Source organism: Arthrobacter sp. ZBG10, assembly GCF_001238605.1.
Classification (GTDB): Bacteria; Actinomycetota; Actinomycetes; order Actinomycetales; family Micrococcaceae; genus Arthrobacter.
Genome location: NZ_LFQH01000034.1, coordinates 1 through 14,642 on the forward strand (window position 1 = coordinate 1; position 14,642 = coordinate 14,642).

At 68.4% G+C, this 14,642-nt stretch carries 13 protein-coding genes; 9 read left to right on the top strand and 4 right to left on the bottom strand.

The features are described from left to right. From ACU18_RS08715 to ACU18_RS08745, 7 genes are all read left to right on the top strand, one after another. A partial coding sequence (locus tag ACU18_RS08715) for an FAD-binding oxidoreductase (protein ID WP_050685158.1) occupies positions 1–1,259 on the top strand: 1,259 nt, incomplete at its 5' end. A 40-nt stretch (positions 1,260–1,299) separates the two neighbouring features. Further along, on the top strand, positions 1,300–2,946 hold the full coding sequence (locus tag ACU18_RS08720) for an ABC transporter substrate-binding protein (protein WP_050685159.1): 1,647 nt from the start codon (positions 1,300–1,302) through the stop codon (positions 2,944–2,946). Between the two features lie 52 nt (positions 2,947–2,998). Continuing rightward, entirely contained in the window at positions 2,999–3,952 is a 954-nt protein-coding gene (locus tag ACU18_RS08725) for an ABC transporter permease (RefSeq protein ID WP_050685160.1), read from the top strand. Further along, on the top strand, positions 3,949–4,800 hold the full coding sequence (locus tag ACU18_RS08730; protein WP_157407647.1) for an ABC transporter permease: 852 nt from the start codon (positions 3,949–3,951) through the stop codon (positions 4,798–4,800). Before ACU18_RS08725 ends, ACU18_RS08730 begins: the two co-directional genes overlap by 4 nt. Positions 4,801–4,850: 50 nt before the next feature. Next, on the top strand, positions 4,851–6,485 hold the full coding sequence (locus tag ACU18_RS08735) for a dipeptide ABC transporter ATP-binding protein (protein WP_050685220.1): 1,635 nt from the start codon (positions 4,851–4,853) through the stop codon (positions 6,483–6,485). Further along, complete coding sequence (locus tag ACU18_RS08740) at positions 6,482–7,684, top strand: aminotransferase-like domain-containing protein (RefSeq protein WP_050685161.1); 1,203 nt, start codon at positions 6,482–6,484, stop codon at positions 7,682–7,684. Before ACU18_RS08735 ends, ACU18_RS08740 begins: the two co-directional genes overlap by 4 nt. 113 nt (positions 7,685–7,797) lie before the next feature. Next, positions 7,798–8,232, top strand: coding sequence for an iron chaperone (locus ACU18_RS08745; protein WP_050685162.1), 435 nt, complete (start codon positions 7,798–7,800; stop codon positions 8,230–8,232). A 14-nt stretch (positions 8,233–8,246) separates the two neighbouring features. Here the strand turns inward: ACU18_RS08745 and ACU18_RS08750 are convergent, their stop codons facing one another. Then, positions 8,247–9,185: a 5'-3' exonuclease gene (locus ACU18_RS08750; RefSeq protein WP_197273546.1), complete on the bottom strand. Its 939-nt coding sequence runs from the start codon at positions 9,183–9,185 to the stop codon at positions 8,247–8,249. Positions 9,186–9,322: 137 nt separating this feature from the next. Here ACU18_RS08750 and ACU18_RS08755 point away from each other — a divergent pair, with 137 nt between their 5' ends. Then, on the top strand, positions 9,323–9,907 hold the full coding sequence (locus tag ACU18_RS08755; RefSeq protein ID WP_050685164.1) for a dihydrofolate reductase family protein: 585 nt from the start codon (positions 9,323–9,325) through the stop codon (positions 9,905–9,907). Here the strand turns inward: ACU18_RS08755 and ribA are convergent. Together ribA and ACU18_RS08765 are read right to left on the bottom strand one after the other, a co-directional pair. Beyond that, on the bottom strand, positions 9,864–11,786 hold the full coding sequence (gene ribA / locus ACU18_RS08760; protein ID WP_050685165.1) for a GTP cyclohydrolase II RibA: 1,923 nt from the start codon (positions 11,784–11,786) through the stop codon (positions 9,864–9,866). The genes ACU18_RS08755 and ribA overlap by 44 nt on opposite strands. A 106-nt stretch (positions 11,787–11,892) precedes the next feature. Further along, positions 11,893–13,095, bottom strand: a complete 1,203-nt coding sequence (locus ACU18_RS08765) for a Gfo/Idh/MocA family protein (protein ID WP_050685166.1) — start codon at positions 13,093–13,095, stop codon at positions 11,893–11,895. A gap of 227 nt (positions 13,096–13,322) precedes the next feature. Between ACU18_RS08765 and arfB the strand changes: the two genes are divergently transcribed. After that, entirely contained in the window at positions 13,323–13,745 is a 423-nt protein-coding gene (gene arfB, locus ACU18_RS08770) for an alternative ribosome rescue aminoacyl-tRNA hydrolase ArfB (protein WP_050685167.1), read from the top strand. 46 nt (positions 13,746–13,791) lie between these two features. On the opposite strand, the gene ACU18_RS08775 is transcribed toward arfB, so the two are convergent. Continuing rightward, positions 13,792–14,616, bottom strand: coding sequence for a nucleoside hydrolase (locus ACU18_RS08775; protein ID WP_050685168.1), 825 nt, complete (start codon positions 14,614–14,616; stop codon positions 13,792–13,794). Between the last annotated feature and the right edge of the window lie 26 nt (positions 14,617–14,642).

A 14,642-nucleotide genomic window follows, 5' to 3' on the forward strand; every position in this document is an offset into this window, starting at 1 on the left:
GCGCCGGACAGCCAGGGCCCGCCGTGGTTTTTCCCCGGACGGCAGCCCAGGTGCAGGACGTGGTGCGACTCGCCGTCGAACTGGGCCTGAGTGTTGTGCCGCGCGGAGCGGGGACCGGCCTGTCCGGCGGCGCCACCGCGACTGGGGAGCAGGTGGTGGTGTCCACCGAACGGATGGCGGCGATTGTGGAGATTTCGCCGCTGGATGAGGTGGCAGTGGTGGAGCCGGGGCTCATCAATGCCGACCTGAACGCCGCGCTGGCTCCATACGGGCTGTTCTACGCACCGGACCCCGCCAGCTACGACATCTCCTCGATCGGCGGCAACATCGCCACCAATGCCGGCGGGCTGCGCTGCGCCAAATACGGGGTGACCCGGGAATCCGTCCTGGCCCTCGACGTCGTCCTGGCTGACGGCAGCCTGGTCACGGTGGGGCACCGATCCATCAAAGGCGTCACGGGCCTGGATCTGACCTCCCTGTTTGTGGGCTCCGAGGGAATCCTGGGCATCGTGGTCCGGGCCACGGTCCGCCTGCGGCCCATCCCCGTGGCCCGCAACACCGTCACCGCGTTTTTCGACAGCACGGCCCTGGGCGCCGCAGCGCTCGGCGCCATCACGCTCTCCCCCGTCCGGCCCGCAGCCATCGAGTTCTTCGACACCCCCACCCTGGACTCCATCGACAGCCACTCCGGCTCGGACCTGCGGGCCCGCGGGGCAGCGCTGATCCTCATTGAAATCGATGGTTACGGCATCGCCGGGCAGGCGTCGGACCTGACCGACGCCCTGACCGCCAAGGGCGGCCGGGTCACCGTGGAGCCTGCTGCGGATGCCGTCCAACTCTGGGAGCTGCGCCGCAGCGGGCGCGGGCTGCCGGCCGGCCACTGGTACATCGGCGAGGACATCGCTGTGCCTAAATCCCGGCTGCCGGAGGTCTATGCGGCGTTTCCCGCGCTGGAGGCACGCTTCGGCGTGAAGATCTCCGCCGTGTCCCACGCCGGAGACGGGAACCTGCACCCGCTCATCACCCTGCCGATCGGCCCGGGTGAGGACCAGCCCCCGGCAGCCCTCCAGGATGCTGCCACGGAACTGGTCAGGGTGGCCCTCGCCCTGGGCGGCACCGTCACCGGCGAACACGGGATCGGCAGCCTCAAACAGGACTGGGCCGCGCTGGAACTCTCTGAACGCGTCCGGGAATCCCAGCACGCCATCAAGGCCGCCCTGGACCCCTTCCACCGGCTCAACCCCGGCAAAGCCATCTAGCCCACTTCACATCCCCACACTTTTCCAGGAGACCACCCCCATGCATGCAACAGAATTCAAACGCCGCGCGTTCCTTGCCGGCTTCAGCGCCATCAGCGCCACCGCCCTCCTCACCGCCTGCGGCGGTCCCGCGGCCACCGGCACCCCGGCCGACGGCGGCACTCCCGTGGACGGCGGAAACATCACCTTCCTGATCCAGGGCTATGACACCGGCTGGGTGTCCAGCAAAACCTCCATCTCCAGCTACGAGGGAAACCTCTGGGGCCAGCTCACGGACAAGCTGGTGTACGTTGACGCCAACGGTGCGCTCAGCCCCTGGGTTGCCGAAAGCTGGGAGGAGCTGAACGGGGCGAAGGACTTCGTCATCCACCTCAAAGACGGCGTCACCTTCTCCGACGGCACCCCGCTGGACGCTGCCGCCGTGGTGGCAAACCTCCAGGCCTGGGCCAAGGGGGACCCCGAACGGGGCATCAGCAAGGTGGGCCTTTTCCCTGCAAGCAACTACGTGGGCGCCGAAGCTGCGGACGCGAAGACCGTCAAAGTCTCCTTCTCCTCCCCCGCCCTGGGCTTCATCGCCACCCTGGCCTACCACGGCTGCATCCTGCTCAGCCCGGAAACCCTTGCCCTCCCGGCCGAGGCGCAGGCAGACCTCAGCCAGGAAATCGGCAGCGGCCCGTTTGTGCTGAAGTCCTGGAAGCAGGGCGACAGCTATGTGCTGGCGAAGCGGCCGGACTACAACTGGGGCCCGGCAGCGCTGGGCCACACCGGCCCGGCCCGGCTGGACACCATCACCTATAAAGTCATCAAGGACACCTCCGTGCGGACCTCCACGGTGGCCTCCGGCCAGGCGGATGTTGCCTTCAACGTGGAACCGCAGGAAATCGAGGCGCTCAAGGCCGCCGGTTTCACCGTGGGAACCCCCAAGTACCTGGGCTTTGTGGATGGGTTCCAGGTCAACACGCAGGCCTTCCCCACCAACGACGTCAGCGTCCGGCAGGCCATCCAGCACGGCATTGACCGCGAGGAAATCCGCAGCACCGTCTACACTCCCGACTGGGACGCGGCCACCACCTTCATCCAGGGCAACGTCCCGGAAGCAGGCGACTACAGCAGTTCCTTCGCCTTCGACCCGGACAAGGCCGGCAAGCTGCTGGACGACGCCGGCTGGAAAACCGGCTCCGACGGTTACCGCACCAAGGACGGTAAGACCCTCGAGTTCCCGCTGACGCCGAACCCCTACGTCCCGTCCACCAAGGCCGAGGACGAACTCATCGCCCAGCAGCTCAAGCGGATCGGCATCAAGGTCACCCTCAAGGTGGTGGACGTCGCCGGATACGCCGCGATCCAGGCCAGCCGTCCGCCGCTGTTCCAGACGTCCCGCAGCTTTGTGGACGTGGGTACCGTGGCAGGCGTCCTGACCAGCCAGAACAAAGGCGAGGACTGGTTCAACGTGGGCACCTCGGACACCCGGCTCAACGAGTTGTCCGCCGCCGTAGCCAGCGCGTCCGACAGGGCATCCCGTGAAAAGGTCACCGGCGAACTGCAGCAGTACGTCCTGGAACAGGGCTACTTCATCCCGTTGAACCAGCTGGTCCAGCGCCTGTACCTGATCTCCCCGAAGGTCCGGGACGTCCAGTACAACGGCCTGGCCTACGCAAACTTCTATACCGCCTGGATCGCCAAATGACCGGCCCGGCCACATCGTCCCGGCCCCCGGCAACAGTTGGGTGGTGGCGGAAATGACCAACACCTATGGCCGCTTTGCCCTGGTCCGGACCGGCCAGGCCGTGGTGGTGGTCCTGCTGGCGTACATCCTCACGTTCCTGGTGATCAGCGTCCTTCCGGGCGATGCCATCACCAACAGCCTCAGGGACCCGCAGCACGGGCTCAGCGAGGCAGACATCCAGCGGATCGTTGCCTACTACGGACTGGACCAGCCGGTCCTGGTGCAGCTGGTCCTGTCCCTGGGCCGGTTCCTCACCGGGCAGCTGGGTTTCTCGCTGCAGTCCAACCTGCCGGTGGCCCAGCTGGTTGGCGACGCGCTCCCCTCCACCCTGACCCTGGCGTTCACTGCCTTTGTCATCGCCCTGGTCTTCGCCGTGGCCATCGCCTACGGCGCCCACTACGCGCCCGGCCGGTGGGCAGGGGTGCTGCGCTCCATCCCGTCATTTTTCCTGTCCGTCCCCAACTTCGTGATCGGGCTGGTCCTGATTGAACTGTTCGCGTTCCGCCTGCATTCGTTCACCACCACCGATCCCAACAGTGCCGCGGCCACACTGTTCGCCGCCATCACCCTGGCGATTCCCGTCTCGGCGCCGCTGGCAGAGGTCCTGCTCGCCAGCCTGGACCACGAAAGCCGCCAGGACTACGCCCAGGTGGCGCGGTCCCGGGGACTTACCGAGGCCGCGCTGTTCGCCCGGCACCTGGTCAAACCTTCCGCACTGCCCTCGGTTGCCATGATCGCCCTGATCGTCGGCGAACTTCTGGGCGGCTCGGTCATCACCGAAACCATCTTCGGCCGCGACGGCATCGGCACCGTGGTGCAGAAAGCCGTCACCGGCGAGGACCAACCGGTCCTGCAGGCGGTAGTGGCCATTTCGGCAGTGGTGTTTGTGGCCGTCAACCTCGCCGCCGACCTCCTCACGCCGCTGCTGGATCCGCGGGTCAAGATCAACGAAACGGTGGACGCATGAGTGCCGACCTGACCTTCGCCCGGCTCCGCAGCGCCGGCGCCGCGTCCCTCCGCACCAGGACCATCCTGCCGCCCACGGTGGCGCTGTCCTTCCTGGTCCTCCTCATTGTGGTGCTCTGGTCCCTGGTCCCCGGGGTCTTCACCTCCTTCAGCCCGGTCACCGGCGAAACCGCAGCGAAGCTCGCTGCCCCCAGCGCCCAGCACTGGTTCGGCACGGACTACCTGGGCCGGGACCAATATGCCCGGGTGGTCCACGGGACCGCTTCCTCGGTGACCAGCGCCCTGGTGGCAGTGATCATCGGGCTGGTGGTGGGAAGCGCCATCGGACTTGCCAGCGGATTCCGCGGCGGCTGGGTGGACACCACCCTGGGCCGGTTCGTGGACGTGCTGCTGGCCATCCCCGGCTTCCTTCTGGCCGTGGTGATTGTCAGCTCGCTGGGCTTCCAGACCATCAACGCCGCCATCGCCACCGGCGTTTCGGCCGTGGCCGTGTTTGCCCGGTTGATGCGGGCGGAAGTGATCCGGGTCCGCCGGGCCGCTTTTGTGGAAGCGTCCTACCTGCAGGGCGGAAACCGGCTGCAGGCGCTGCTGGGCCATGTGCTGCCCAACGCCTACCGCCCGGTGCTGGTGCTGGCGGTGCTGCAGTTCGGCACGTCCATCCTGGTCATCGCGTCGCTGGCATTCCTGGGCTACGGCGATCCGCCCCCGGCGTCCGACTGGGGCCTGCTGGTGGCATCCGGAAAGACCTACCCCACGGCACAGTGGCTGGTCTACGCGCCCGCCCTGGTGATCGTGGCCACCGTCCTGGCCGTCAACAGGATCAGCCGCTGGATGCGGAGCACCCGGTGAACGCCGTCCGTCCCCTCGAAACCGTCCACCCCGCAGGAAAGGAAAATCCAATGCCGACACCCCGGAACGAAGCGTTGCTGACTGTGGCAGGGCTCAATGTCGCCTACGGGCGCAACAACGTGGTCCACAACGTGGGCTTCAGCCTGGACCGCGGTGGCAGCCTGGCCCTGATCGGCGAGTCCGGATCCGGAAAGTCCACCATCGCCAAAGCCATCCTCCGGCTGCTGCCTTCGGGGTCGTCCGCCGGCGGCAGTGTCCGGTTCGACGGCACGGAGGTCCTGGCCGTTCCGGAGCGGCAGTTCCGTCCCCTCCGCGGCCGGAAGCTGGGCTTCATCCCCCAGGACCCGGGCTCCGCCCTGAACCCGGTCCGGACCATCGGCGCCCAGGCCCAGGAAGCCGCGGCGCTGCTGGGACCGGCAGGCGCCGACGAACGCCGGGAGGCCGTCCTGCGCGTGTTCGGGCAGGTGGGGCTGCCGGACCCGCGGCGGGTTTATGACTCCTACCCGCACCAGCTCTCCGGCGGCATGCTGCAGCGTGTCCTGATCGCCCTCACCGTGCTGCCGCGGCCCGCCCTGGTTGTGGCGGATGAACCGACGTCGGCCCTGGATGTCACCGTCCAGAAACTCATCCTGGACATGCTGGCGGACCTTCGCCAGGAGCTGGACATCAGCCTCCTCCTGATCACCCATGACCTGGCCATCGCGGCGGAGCGCACGGACTCACTGGTGGTGCTCAAGGACGGCGCCGTGCAGGAATCGGGCTCCTCGCGGGAGGTGTTTGCCGCCCCGGCCACGGAGTATTCACGCAGCCTGCAGGCCGACGTCCCGGCCCTGAATCCGGACCGGTACCGCAGCCAGCGGACTGCCTCATCCGCCCTCACTGAGCCGGCGGCGCCCCAGATCGAGGTGGCCGGGGTGACCAAGCGGTTCCGGACCGGCAAAAAAGACTTCCTGGCCCTGGATAAGGTGTCGTTCACGGTGGAGCGCGGCCGGACGCACGCCCTGGTGGGCGAGTCCGGCTCCGGCAAGACCACGGCCGTCCGGCTCCTGCTGGGTCTCGACCAACCGGACGACGGCGGCATCCTGGTGGGCGGCCAACCCACCGCCGGGCTGTCCCGGGCTGCCCTGCGGGACGTCCGCCGCCACCTCCAGCTGGTCTACCAGAACCCGTTCACGTCCCTGGATCCCAGCTGGCGGGTGGGCAGGATCATCCGCGAACCGCTGGACCGGTTCCAGGTGGGCCACAAGGCCGGCCGGGCCGCGCTGGTGGTCGAGGCGCTGGAAGCCGTGGGCCTGCCCGCGGAGACCCTGCGCCGCCGGCCCGCGGAACTGTCCGGCGGCCAACGCCAGCGGGTGGCCATAGCCCGCGCGCTGGTGATGCGCCCCGATGTTGTGGTCCTGGACGAACCCACCTCCGCCCTGGACGTCAGCGTGCAGGCCGGAATCCTCGAACTGCTGGCCCGGCTGCAGCGGGGGCTCGGCCTGACGTACCTCTTCGTCTCGCACGACCTGGCACTGGTGCGCCAGGTGGCGGACACCGTGTCCGTCCTGCGCCGGGGACAGGTGGTGGAGCAAGGCACCGTCGATCAGGTCTTCTCCCGGCCGGAACATCCCTATACCCAGGCGCTCCTGGCGGCCATTCCCGGCGCCGGCCCCGTCCAACAACCCGTAAAGGCTGCATCATGACTTCCACCCCGACCCGGCCCGCACCGGCGCGCAAAACAGCACTGATCGCAGGGTTCACCGCCCCGAAAGGCTTCGGCGACGCCACCCTCCGTGACCGGCGGGAGGATGCCATCGAACTGCTCGGTGGTATCCCGGACCCCGGAGTCCTCCCTGCCGCGGAGCTGGCTGCGGCCACCACCCGGGTCCTGTCCCGCCCGGGGCTGCCGTCACTCCAGTACTCCCGCACCGAAGGCATTTCGCCGCTCCGGGACTGGATTGCCGCCAGGGAAGGCGTCCCAGTGGAGCGGATCATTATCACCAACGGCGGTTTCCACGGCCTGTCGCTGGGCATCCAGGCGGTGGTGGAACGCGGCGACACGGTGGCCGTGGACAACCCCATCTTCCCGCTCTTCCTCCGCGGCCTCCAGCTCTCCGGTGCAAACACCCTGCCCATCCGGGTGGGCGCGCACGGACTGGACGTGGACGAACTCGCGGACCGGCTCCGCGCGGGTGCCCGCCCGTCAGCGCTGTACACGGTCCCCGACTTCCATAACCCCTCGCAGGGCACACTTCCGGCCGGGGCCCGGACCGAGCTGGTCCGGCTGGCGGAGCATTACGGCTTTGTGGTCCTGGCCGACAACCCGTACCGGGAACTCTGGTACAGCGGCGGACCGGAAAGCGTTGACGCCTTCAACACCTCCGACCACGTCATCCACATCAACACCTTCACCAAGACGCTGGGCCCCGGGCTGCGCTTGGGCTGGCTGGTGGCACCCGAACACCTCGCCGCGGACCTCGTGGCACTGCGCAGCCGGCAGGATTCGCACAGCTCCACGCTGGTCCAGGCCATTGTGGGCGAACTTTTGACGTCCCAGCCGGACCTGTTTGACGCCACCCTGGCGCGGGCCCGGGAGCTGTACCTGACCAGGGCAAGGACGCTGGTGGCCGCCTTGGAACGCGAAGCCCCCGGAGCGTTCCAGACCACCCTTCCCGGCGGCGGCCTTTTCCTGTGGCCCCGCCTTCAGGACGCCGGAATCGACGCGGACGCACTGGCGGCAGCCGCCAGCGCCGAAGGCGTGGAGTACCAGCGGGGTTCCTTCTTCGCCTCCGGGCCCGGCACGGACGCTGACCGGCACATCCGGCTGGCCTTCGGGGACGTCCCCGCACAGCGGCTGGAAGAAGCAGCAGTGCGCCTGGGCCGTGCCGTGCGGCAGCAGTAACCGGCTGCGGGTGGCCACCAGGAAAATCGCCTGACGGCGGGCGCCGCGGCGTCAGGAGCAGTAGATTCAGGAGAGGCGGACCACCCGCCGCGGAGTTGTTAACGGAGGATCACATGGCTGAAAAAACCACAGGGCTGTCCAAGGACGAGCGGGATGCTGTCAAACAGCGCGCCGCGGAACTCCGGGCCGAGGAAAAAGCCGGTAAAACCCGGGCCGCAGGGGAACAGGCAGTCCGCGACGCGATCGCGGCAATGCCTGACGACGACCGTGTCCTCGCGGAGGGGATCGACCGGATTGTCACCGAGGTTGCCCCGCAGCTGGTGCCCAAGACCTGGTACGGCTTTCCGGCGTACACGGACGCGGACGGCAAGGTGGTGGTGTTTTTCAAGGCAGCGGCCAAGTTCACCTCCCGCTACGCCACAGTCGGGTTCGAGGAGTCAGCGAACCTTGACGACGGCGACCTCTGGGTCACGTCCTTCGCGCTGCTCGCCCTCACCCCGGAGACGGAGAAGCGGATCGCTGACCACATCAGGAAAGCTGCCGGCTGACCTGCCTCGAACCTTCAGGCGCGCTGGTCCAGGGCTGCCAGGAGCCGCTGGACCGAGCCGCCCAAATTCCATTCGGTGGCCAGGCGCTCCAGTTCCTTCCGCGGACCGCCGGTCACCGGACGAAGGTGCGCGCCTGCCTCCTCGAGGGTAGGCAGGTCCAGGTCCCGCACCAGGTTGACGACGGCGGGGGCTGCTTCAAGGTAGTCCCCGGCCGCCGCCAGTTTGGACCGCACGGCCGGGGAGATCTTGCTGGCGGGGTTGGCGGCTGCTTCGAGGAGTCCTGCCAGGGTCCCGTAGTCGAGGAGCAGCGTAGCTGCGGTCTTTTCGCCGATCCCCGCAACACCGGGGAGACCGTCCGAGGCGTCGCCGCGGAGGGTGGCGTAGTCGGCGTACTGCTGCGGGAGCACCCGGTATTTGGCCACCACGGTTTCCTCGGTCATCACGTCCAGGTTCTTCATGCCCCGGGCGGTGTAGATCACCCGGACCTGGCGGCGGTCATCGCAGACCTGGAACAGGTCCCGGTCGCCGGTGACAACATCCACGGGGAAGGCCGCATGGCTGGCGTAGGTGCCGATAACGTCGTCGGCTTCATGGTTGGCGGCGCCCACCACGGCGATGCCGGCAAGATCCAGCACCTCGCGGATCATGGGCAGTTGCGCCTCCAGCGCGTCCGGGACCACCTCGACGTCGGTGGCGTCAGGAAACGCCTGGGCCACCCGGTGGGCTTTGTAGGTGGGAATCAGGTCCACCCGCCACTGCGGCCGCCAGTCGTTGTCCCAGCACGCCACAAGGTGCGTGGCGCGGTAGTCGGTGGTGAGCCGGGAGATCATGTCCAGCAGCCCGCGGACCGCGTTCACGGGGGTCCCGTCCGCCCGCCGGATGGAATCCGGCAACCCGTAGAAGGCACGGAAGTACAGCGACGCGGTGTCCAGCAACATCAGGCGGTGGGGCATACCTGATCCTTCCACGGCGCCTGCCGATCCGGCTACCGCCGGACGCCGGTACCGGCCCGCTGGCCAGCCACGATACCGGCGGCCGGGTGATACTGAAGGGAAGACAGCCCGAACCCTCGCAGTGATTGGAGTACTCCGTGCGCCACCTCGTCTACTTCGTCGCCACCTCGATCGACGGCTTCATCGCCGATCCGGCAGGCGATTTCTCCCGCTTCCCCGTGCAGCCTGAAACCCTGGCCAGCCTGTTCGCCCGGTACCCGGAGACATGCCCGGCGCACTTGCGTGCAGCGCTGGGAGTCACCGGTGCGCCCCGCCGCTTCGACACCGTCCTGCTGGGCCGGCGCACGCACGAGCCGGCGGTCGCGGCGGGCCTGTCAGACGGCGCCTATCCACACCTGCGGCAGATCGTTGCCACCCATCAGCTGCTGCCGGCGTCGCCCCACGTGGAGATCATGGCAGGCGACATCGCCGCGCGGGTTGCGAAGCTCAAGGACGGGCCCGGCCGGGACATCTGGCTGTGCGGGGGCGGGCAGCTCGCCGGCCAGCTGGTGGACCTCATCGACGAGATCCAGTTGAAGATCAATCCCATCCTCCTGGGCAGCGGAATCCCGCTCTTCAGCAACGGAACGGAACCCCGTGACCTGCAGGCCATTGCGGCGGAACCGCTGCCGGGTGGGATCACGCTGGCGACGTACCGGACCGGAAACGGCCAGCGGCACTGACCAGCAGGTCGCGGCCGGCCCGCTCCAGGATGGGGTCGAGGCTCAAGGTGGGGTGGTTGACCAGGACGCCGATGTCGCGCTGGATCCGCTGCAGGGGATGTGCCAGCCGGTGCACGCCGGCTCCGGAACCGGCCATAACCAGGCGCACCGCGTCCTGGGCGGCATCGGCGCTGAGGCCCAGCAGCAGCCGGACCTCGGCTCGCCCGGCTTCGGTGGGGTCCGGGCCCTTCCCGGGTCCCGCCGTCGTGATGGCGCCAAGGGCGTCCGTCCACAGCAGGCGGGCCGAGGCGAGCTGTCCGAAGGCCCGGGCAAAGCGTGCCTGCGCCAGCGGCGAGTCTGCCTGCCGGCCCACGGGGTTTTTGCCGCCGCCGGCCTGCAGCCGGTCCCGGAACAGGTCCACGGCGCTTTCTGCAGCGCCGAGGGCCACCGAGGGCGCCACCAGGTTCAGCAGCGTCCCTATGGGTGCCTGGATCAGGGGTTCCGGGTGGATCCTGCTGCCTGGGTTGTCCGGCGCCGCCAACTTCTCCCACGCCAGGGTGCGGTAGCCCGGAACGAACAGGTCCGTGGCCAGCAGGTCATTGCTGCCTGTTCCGCGCAGGCCGTCGGTGTGCCAGGCATCCTGCAGTTCCAGCTCCGGCACCGGGACCAGGCACTGCAGGCGAACGCCGTCGAGGTCCACGGCCAGCAGGGCCCACTCCGAGTGCAGGATGCCGGAGGCAAAGCGCCAGTGCCCGGTGATGGCCAGCCCGCCGGGCACGGTGCGGGCCGTTCCCGCCGGTGCGCTGGTCGCAGCGGCCAGGGGCATGGTTCCGTGGCTGAAGACCTCGTCCTGGACCTGGCGCGGCCAGCGCGCCAGCATCCAGGCGTGTTCCATCAGGTGCCCTGCCGTCCAGGCCGTCGAGGCGCAGCCCCTGGCCAGCAGCCGGATGACCTCTGCATAGGTGTCCGCGCCCATGCCGAAGCCGCCCAGGGCCTTCGGGACCAGGACCCGGAAGACTCCGGCACCATGCAGGTCTGCCACGGTGTCCGCCGGCAGGCGCCGCTGCGCCTCGGTGTCGGCAGCGCGGGCCTGCAGGGCCGGGACCAGGGCCTCCACCCGGGCCAGGAGGTCTGCGGGATCGGGGATGCCGGCAGGCGCCGGCACAGCGGAAGCATTTCCTGCAGAACGCTCGACGGCGGAGGGCTCGACGGCGGCCGGCAGGACCAGCGTATGGGCGGTCCGGTCGCGCTTGGCGGCGAGGTACCGGCCGTTGGCCGCCGAAAGGTGCACGCCCGTGGCGACGGACTCGGTGATGCCGATGCCGAACCCCGCCAGCTGGGCGGCCTTGTCCGGGTTGTTGCTCAGCAGCCGCACGGAGGTGGCGCCCAGGGCGTGCAGCATCTGGGCCGCGGCAGTGTAGTCCCGTTCGTCAGCCGCGTGGCCCAGCGCCAGGTTGGCATCGTAAGTGTCCAGCCCCGTGTCCTGCAGGGCGTAGGCGTCCAGCTTTGAATACAGTCCGATGCCCCGCCCTTCCTGCCGCAGGTACAGCAGGAAGCCGCCCGTGCCGGCAATCTGCTCCACGGCTTCGCGGAGCTGGGGTCCGCAGTCGCAGCGCTCGCTGCCGAAGACGTCCCCTGTCATGCACTCGCTGTGCATCCGGACCAGCGGGGCCGCTCCGGCCGGGGATCCGGTCGCGGGGTCGGCACCGAGGAGGGCCTGCTCCCACGGTCCGAGGGCCAGCAGCAGGTGTTCCTTGCCGTCGGCCAGGCCGTGGAAGGTCAGGACGTCAGCGGTGGTGCTGTATCCGTCGGGGAAACGCAGGGGAACGGTGACCTGGGTGCGCACGGTGGCCGCGGGCGGGACCGGGACGTGGCGGGAGGTGTGGGCAACAGCGGTCATGGCGGTCCTCTGCGGTCGAGTTACTTGAAGCTTAAAGTTTATCTTAGATATGTTTACTCAAAGCTTCAAGTGTTTCGCCGTGTGACCTGCCGCCCGCGCCTCCCGGTTAGAGCGCCGTCGGCGCGTCCCCGAAGTCGGGGATGGGCAGCCGTGCGCCGTTCTGGAGGGCGGATTCGTGCGCAATGATGCCGGGAAGCGTAAAGCGAGCGGCGGTCCAGGCGTTGACCGGGGGCAGCGTTCCGGAGTTGACCGCCGTCACAAAGTCGTCCACCAGGAAATGGTGGCTGCCCTCATGGCCATTGGGCGCGCCCTGGAATTCGGCGGGCAGCCGGGAACTGTCGTGGACAGGGGCCAGCCCGGACACAAAGGCGTCACGGAGTTCCGGCGCCACGTTCTCCAGCGACGGATCGTCCAGGGACATGCTGGCCTGCGTCGCCATGAGGTGCGAGATGTCCTCCACGGCCGCCTTGTTCTGCCACACCGTCACGTTGGCCAGCTGCTCGAAGCTGGCCTCCGTGCCGAAGAACCGGAACCGCGATTCACGGATGTGGGAGGGGTAGCCCACCCGGCGCATCTCATTGGTACGCATGGCCCCGCCGTCGCTCATTTCAAACAGGGCGGTGGCGTTGGAGAAATCGTTGCCGAACATGCTGATCTCACGGTCGAAGACGCCATCGCCGCGGTCATCCCTGACCCCGACGCAGCTGACGCTGACGGCATGGGAGGCCATGGCGCCCAGCACGCCGCCGATGGCGTGGGTGGGGTAGAGCATGGGCGGGTAGCTTGCCGTTTCCTTCCACTGCTCGCCGCCACTGTAGGCGTAGGCATCGTAGAAGCCCAGGTCCATGTCGTGGACGTAGTCGCCTTCGGTGTAGAACAGCCGGCCGAAGTCGCCCGCGGCCTGCCGGTTCCGGGCATAGACGGTGGCGGGGTTGTAATAGCTGGTCTCCCCCATCATGTACACCTTCCCGGTCTCCCGTACCGCCTCGATGATCCGCGCGATCTCGGCTTCGGTGATGGCCATGGGCACCGCCGAGTAGACATGCTTGCCGGCCCGTAGCGCACGCTCCACCAACGGCCCGTGGGTCCAGCGCTGGGTGAAGATGGCCACAGCGTCCACGTCGGAGGCAAGCAGGTCATCGAAGGACGCCATGGTGCCGGTCAGGTGGTGTTGCCGGACAGCCTCTTTGGCACGCTCCGGGCGCTCGTCCACGGCGTAGACGGCACTGACGCCGGGGTGCAGCATAAACAGGTGGGCAAACTGGCCGCCGAACTGGCCGGCGCCGACCACGCCGAGAGAAAACGTCATTGTTATGGGTCCTTTTGTTGAGTACGGATGCGGTCCCACTATTCTTGGGCGCATTTCTACTCGAGTCAACTGTTTTCCACATTGCCTTCTTTAACCTTTACAGCACTTACTCCTGATGGGGCTTCGACATTTCTACTCGTGTAGATAAAAGATTCGTGCTAAACGGGCAACCCGGCCTGACCGGCCCGGTGGCGGCCACCGCGCCGCCGGTGTGCAATTCTGGGGGAATGGACCTGGAGGTGCTACCCACGCTTGTTATCCCGGCGGCCGAGCTGGGCTGGCGGTTTTCGCGCGCCTCAGGTCCCGGCGGGCAGCACGTCAACACCACCGACAGCCGGGCGGAGCTGTCCTGGAATCCAGGCGCTTCTGCTGTCCTTTCGGAAGGCCAGCGCGGAATGCTGCTGGCCCGGCTGGGCCCCCGGCTCGTTGCCGGCGTGATCACCGTGACGGCGTCCGAGCAGCGCTCTCAGCTGCGGAACCGCGAACTGGCGCTGGCGAAACTGGCGGCGCTGGTTGCTGATGCCTTGGCGCCGGGTCCGGCCGTTCGCCGGGCCACCAAGCCCACCCGCGGGTCGCACCGCCGCCGCCTCGCCGCCAAGGTGCAGCGGTCCGCCACCAAGCAGCAACGACGGCGGCCACCGGCGGAGTAGCGGCTTTTAGGGGCGCGTTCATGCGCCGCTGTTCAGGCCCGGTTGTTCAGGCGCGGTTGTTCAGGGCCAGCCGGGCGAAGAAATCCTCAACCACCAGCCGGGAATCCAGCTGCTTATAGAGCCGGCGGGACGGCGCGGTGCCGGTTGTTTCATAGCTGCTGGTGACATCGTCGAGGCCGGTGACCAGCAGCGGCGCGCTGTCCCCCAGGCACCAGGTGGGGCCGAACTTTACGACGTCCGGAACCTGCAGGGTGTCAAAGCGCTCCCAAAGCCACGCGCCGGCGTCGCCCGCTTGTTTCAGGCGGTGCTCAAGCTCCGCCAGGGAAACCACCAACTGACGGTAGGTCTCGAGCGGAAACTGCCACACCGCCAGGTCCGGGTTGCCGAGGACGAAGCCGGCTGCTTCGGGGTCGGTGAAGTAGTTGTATTCATCGGCGTCCGCCGCCGCGCCGCCTACCCAGGCCAGGGTGAGCCGGCCGGCGATGCCGGGATCCGCCAGCAGGGCGTCCGCTACGTTGGTCAGCGGCCCTGCGCAGACCAGGACCGCGGGAAGGTCGCCGTCGGCGTTGGCCGCCGCCACGATGGCGCGGGCAGCGGCGGAATCCCGCGGCCTTCCCGTGAAAGGACTGTCCGGACCGGCGTGGACCGGGGCCGGGACAGCCAGGACCTGCAGGAGTTCCGCCGCAAGGGCTGACCCCGCCAGGGCCTGGCCGGCCGGCGGGCCGAACATGGGATTGGTCAGCGACCCCGTCACGGCGATGATCCGGTTGGCCGGAGACAACGCATGGTGGGCCAGTGCGATCAGTCCATCCGGATCGCCCGCCCAGTCGTTGTCGATAATGACGCGGCATCGTGGTTCAACCCGGAGCATGCTGTCCCCTTCCACCGCCGGGCGCT

Bases quoted from the DNA above. Each gene is read 5' to 3' on its own strand.
- ACU18_RS08740 (WP_050685161.1), top strand. From the start codon at position 6,482: ATGACTTCCACCCCGACCCGGCCCGCACCGGCGCGCAAAACAGCACTG.
- ACU18_RS08750 (WP_197273546.1), bottom strand. From the start codon at position 9,185: ATGCCCCACCGCCTGATGTTGCTGGACACCGCGTCGCTGTACTTCCGT.
- ACU18_RS08725 (WP_050685160.1), top strand. From the start codon at position 2,999: ATGACCAACACCTATGGCCGCTTTGCCCTGGTCCGGACCGGCCAGGCC.
- ribA (WP_050685165.1), bottom strand. From the start codon at position 11,786: ATGACCGCTGTTGCCCACACCTCCCGCCACGTCCCGGTCCCGCCCGCG.
- ACU18_RS08775 (WP_050685168.1), bottom strand. From the start codon at position 14,616: ATGCTCCGGGTTGAACCACGATGCCGCGTCATTATCGACAACGACTGG.
- ACU18_RS08720 (WP_050685159.1), top strand. From the start codon at position 1,300: ATGCATGCAACAGAATTCAAACGCCGCGCGTTCCTTGCCGGCTTCAGC.
- arfB (WP_050685167.1), top strand. From the start codon at position 13,323: ATGGACCTGGAGGTGCTACCCACGCTTGTTATCCCGGCGGCCGAGCTG.
- ACU18_RS08745 (WP_050685162.1), top strand. From the start codon at position 7,798: ATGGCTGAAAAAACCACAGGGCTGTCCAAGGACGAGCGGGATGCTGTC.
- ACU18_RS08765 (WP_050685166.1), bottom strand. From the start codon at position 13,095: ATGACGTTTTCTCTCGGCGTGGTCGGCGCCGGCCAGTTCGGCGGCCAG.
- ACU18_RS08735 (WP_050685220.1), top strand. From the start codon at position 4,851: ATGCCGACACCCCGGAACGAAGCGTTGCTGACTGTGGCAGGGCTCAAT.
- ACU18_RS08730 (WP_157407647.1), top strand. From the start codon at position 3,949: ATGAGTGCCGACCTGACCTTCGCCCGGCTCCGCAGCGCCGGCGCCGCG.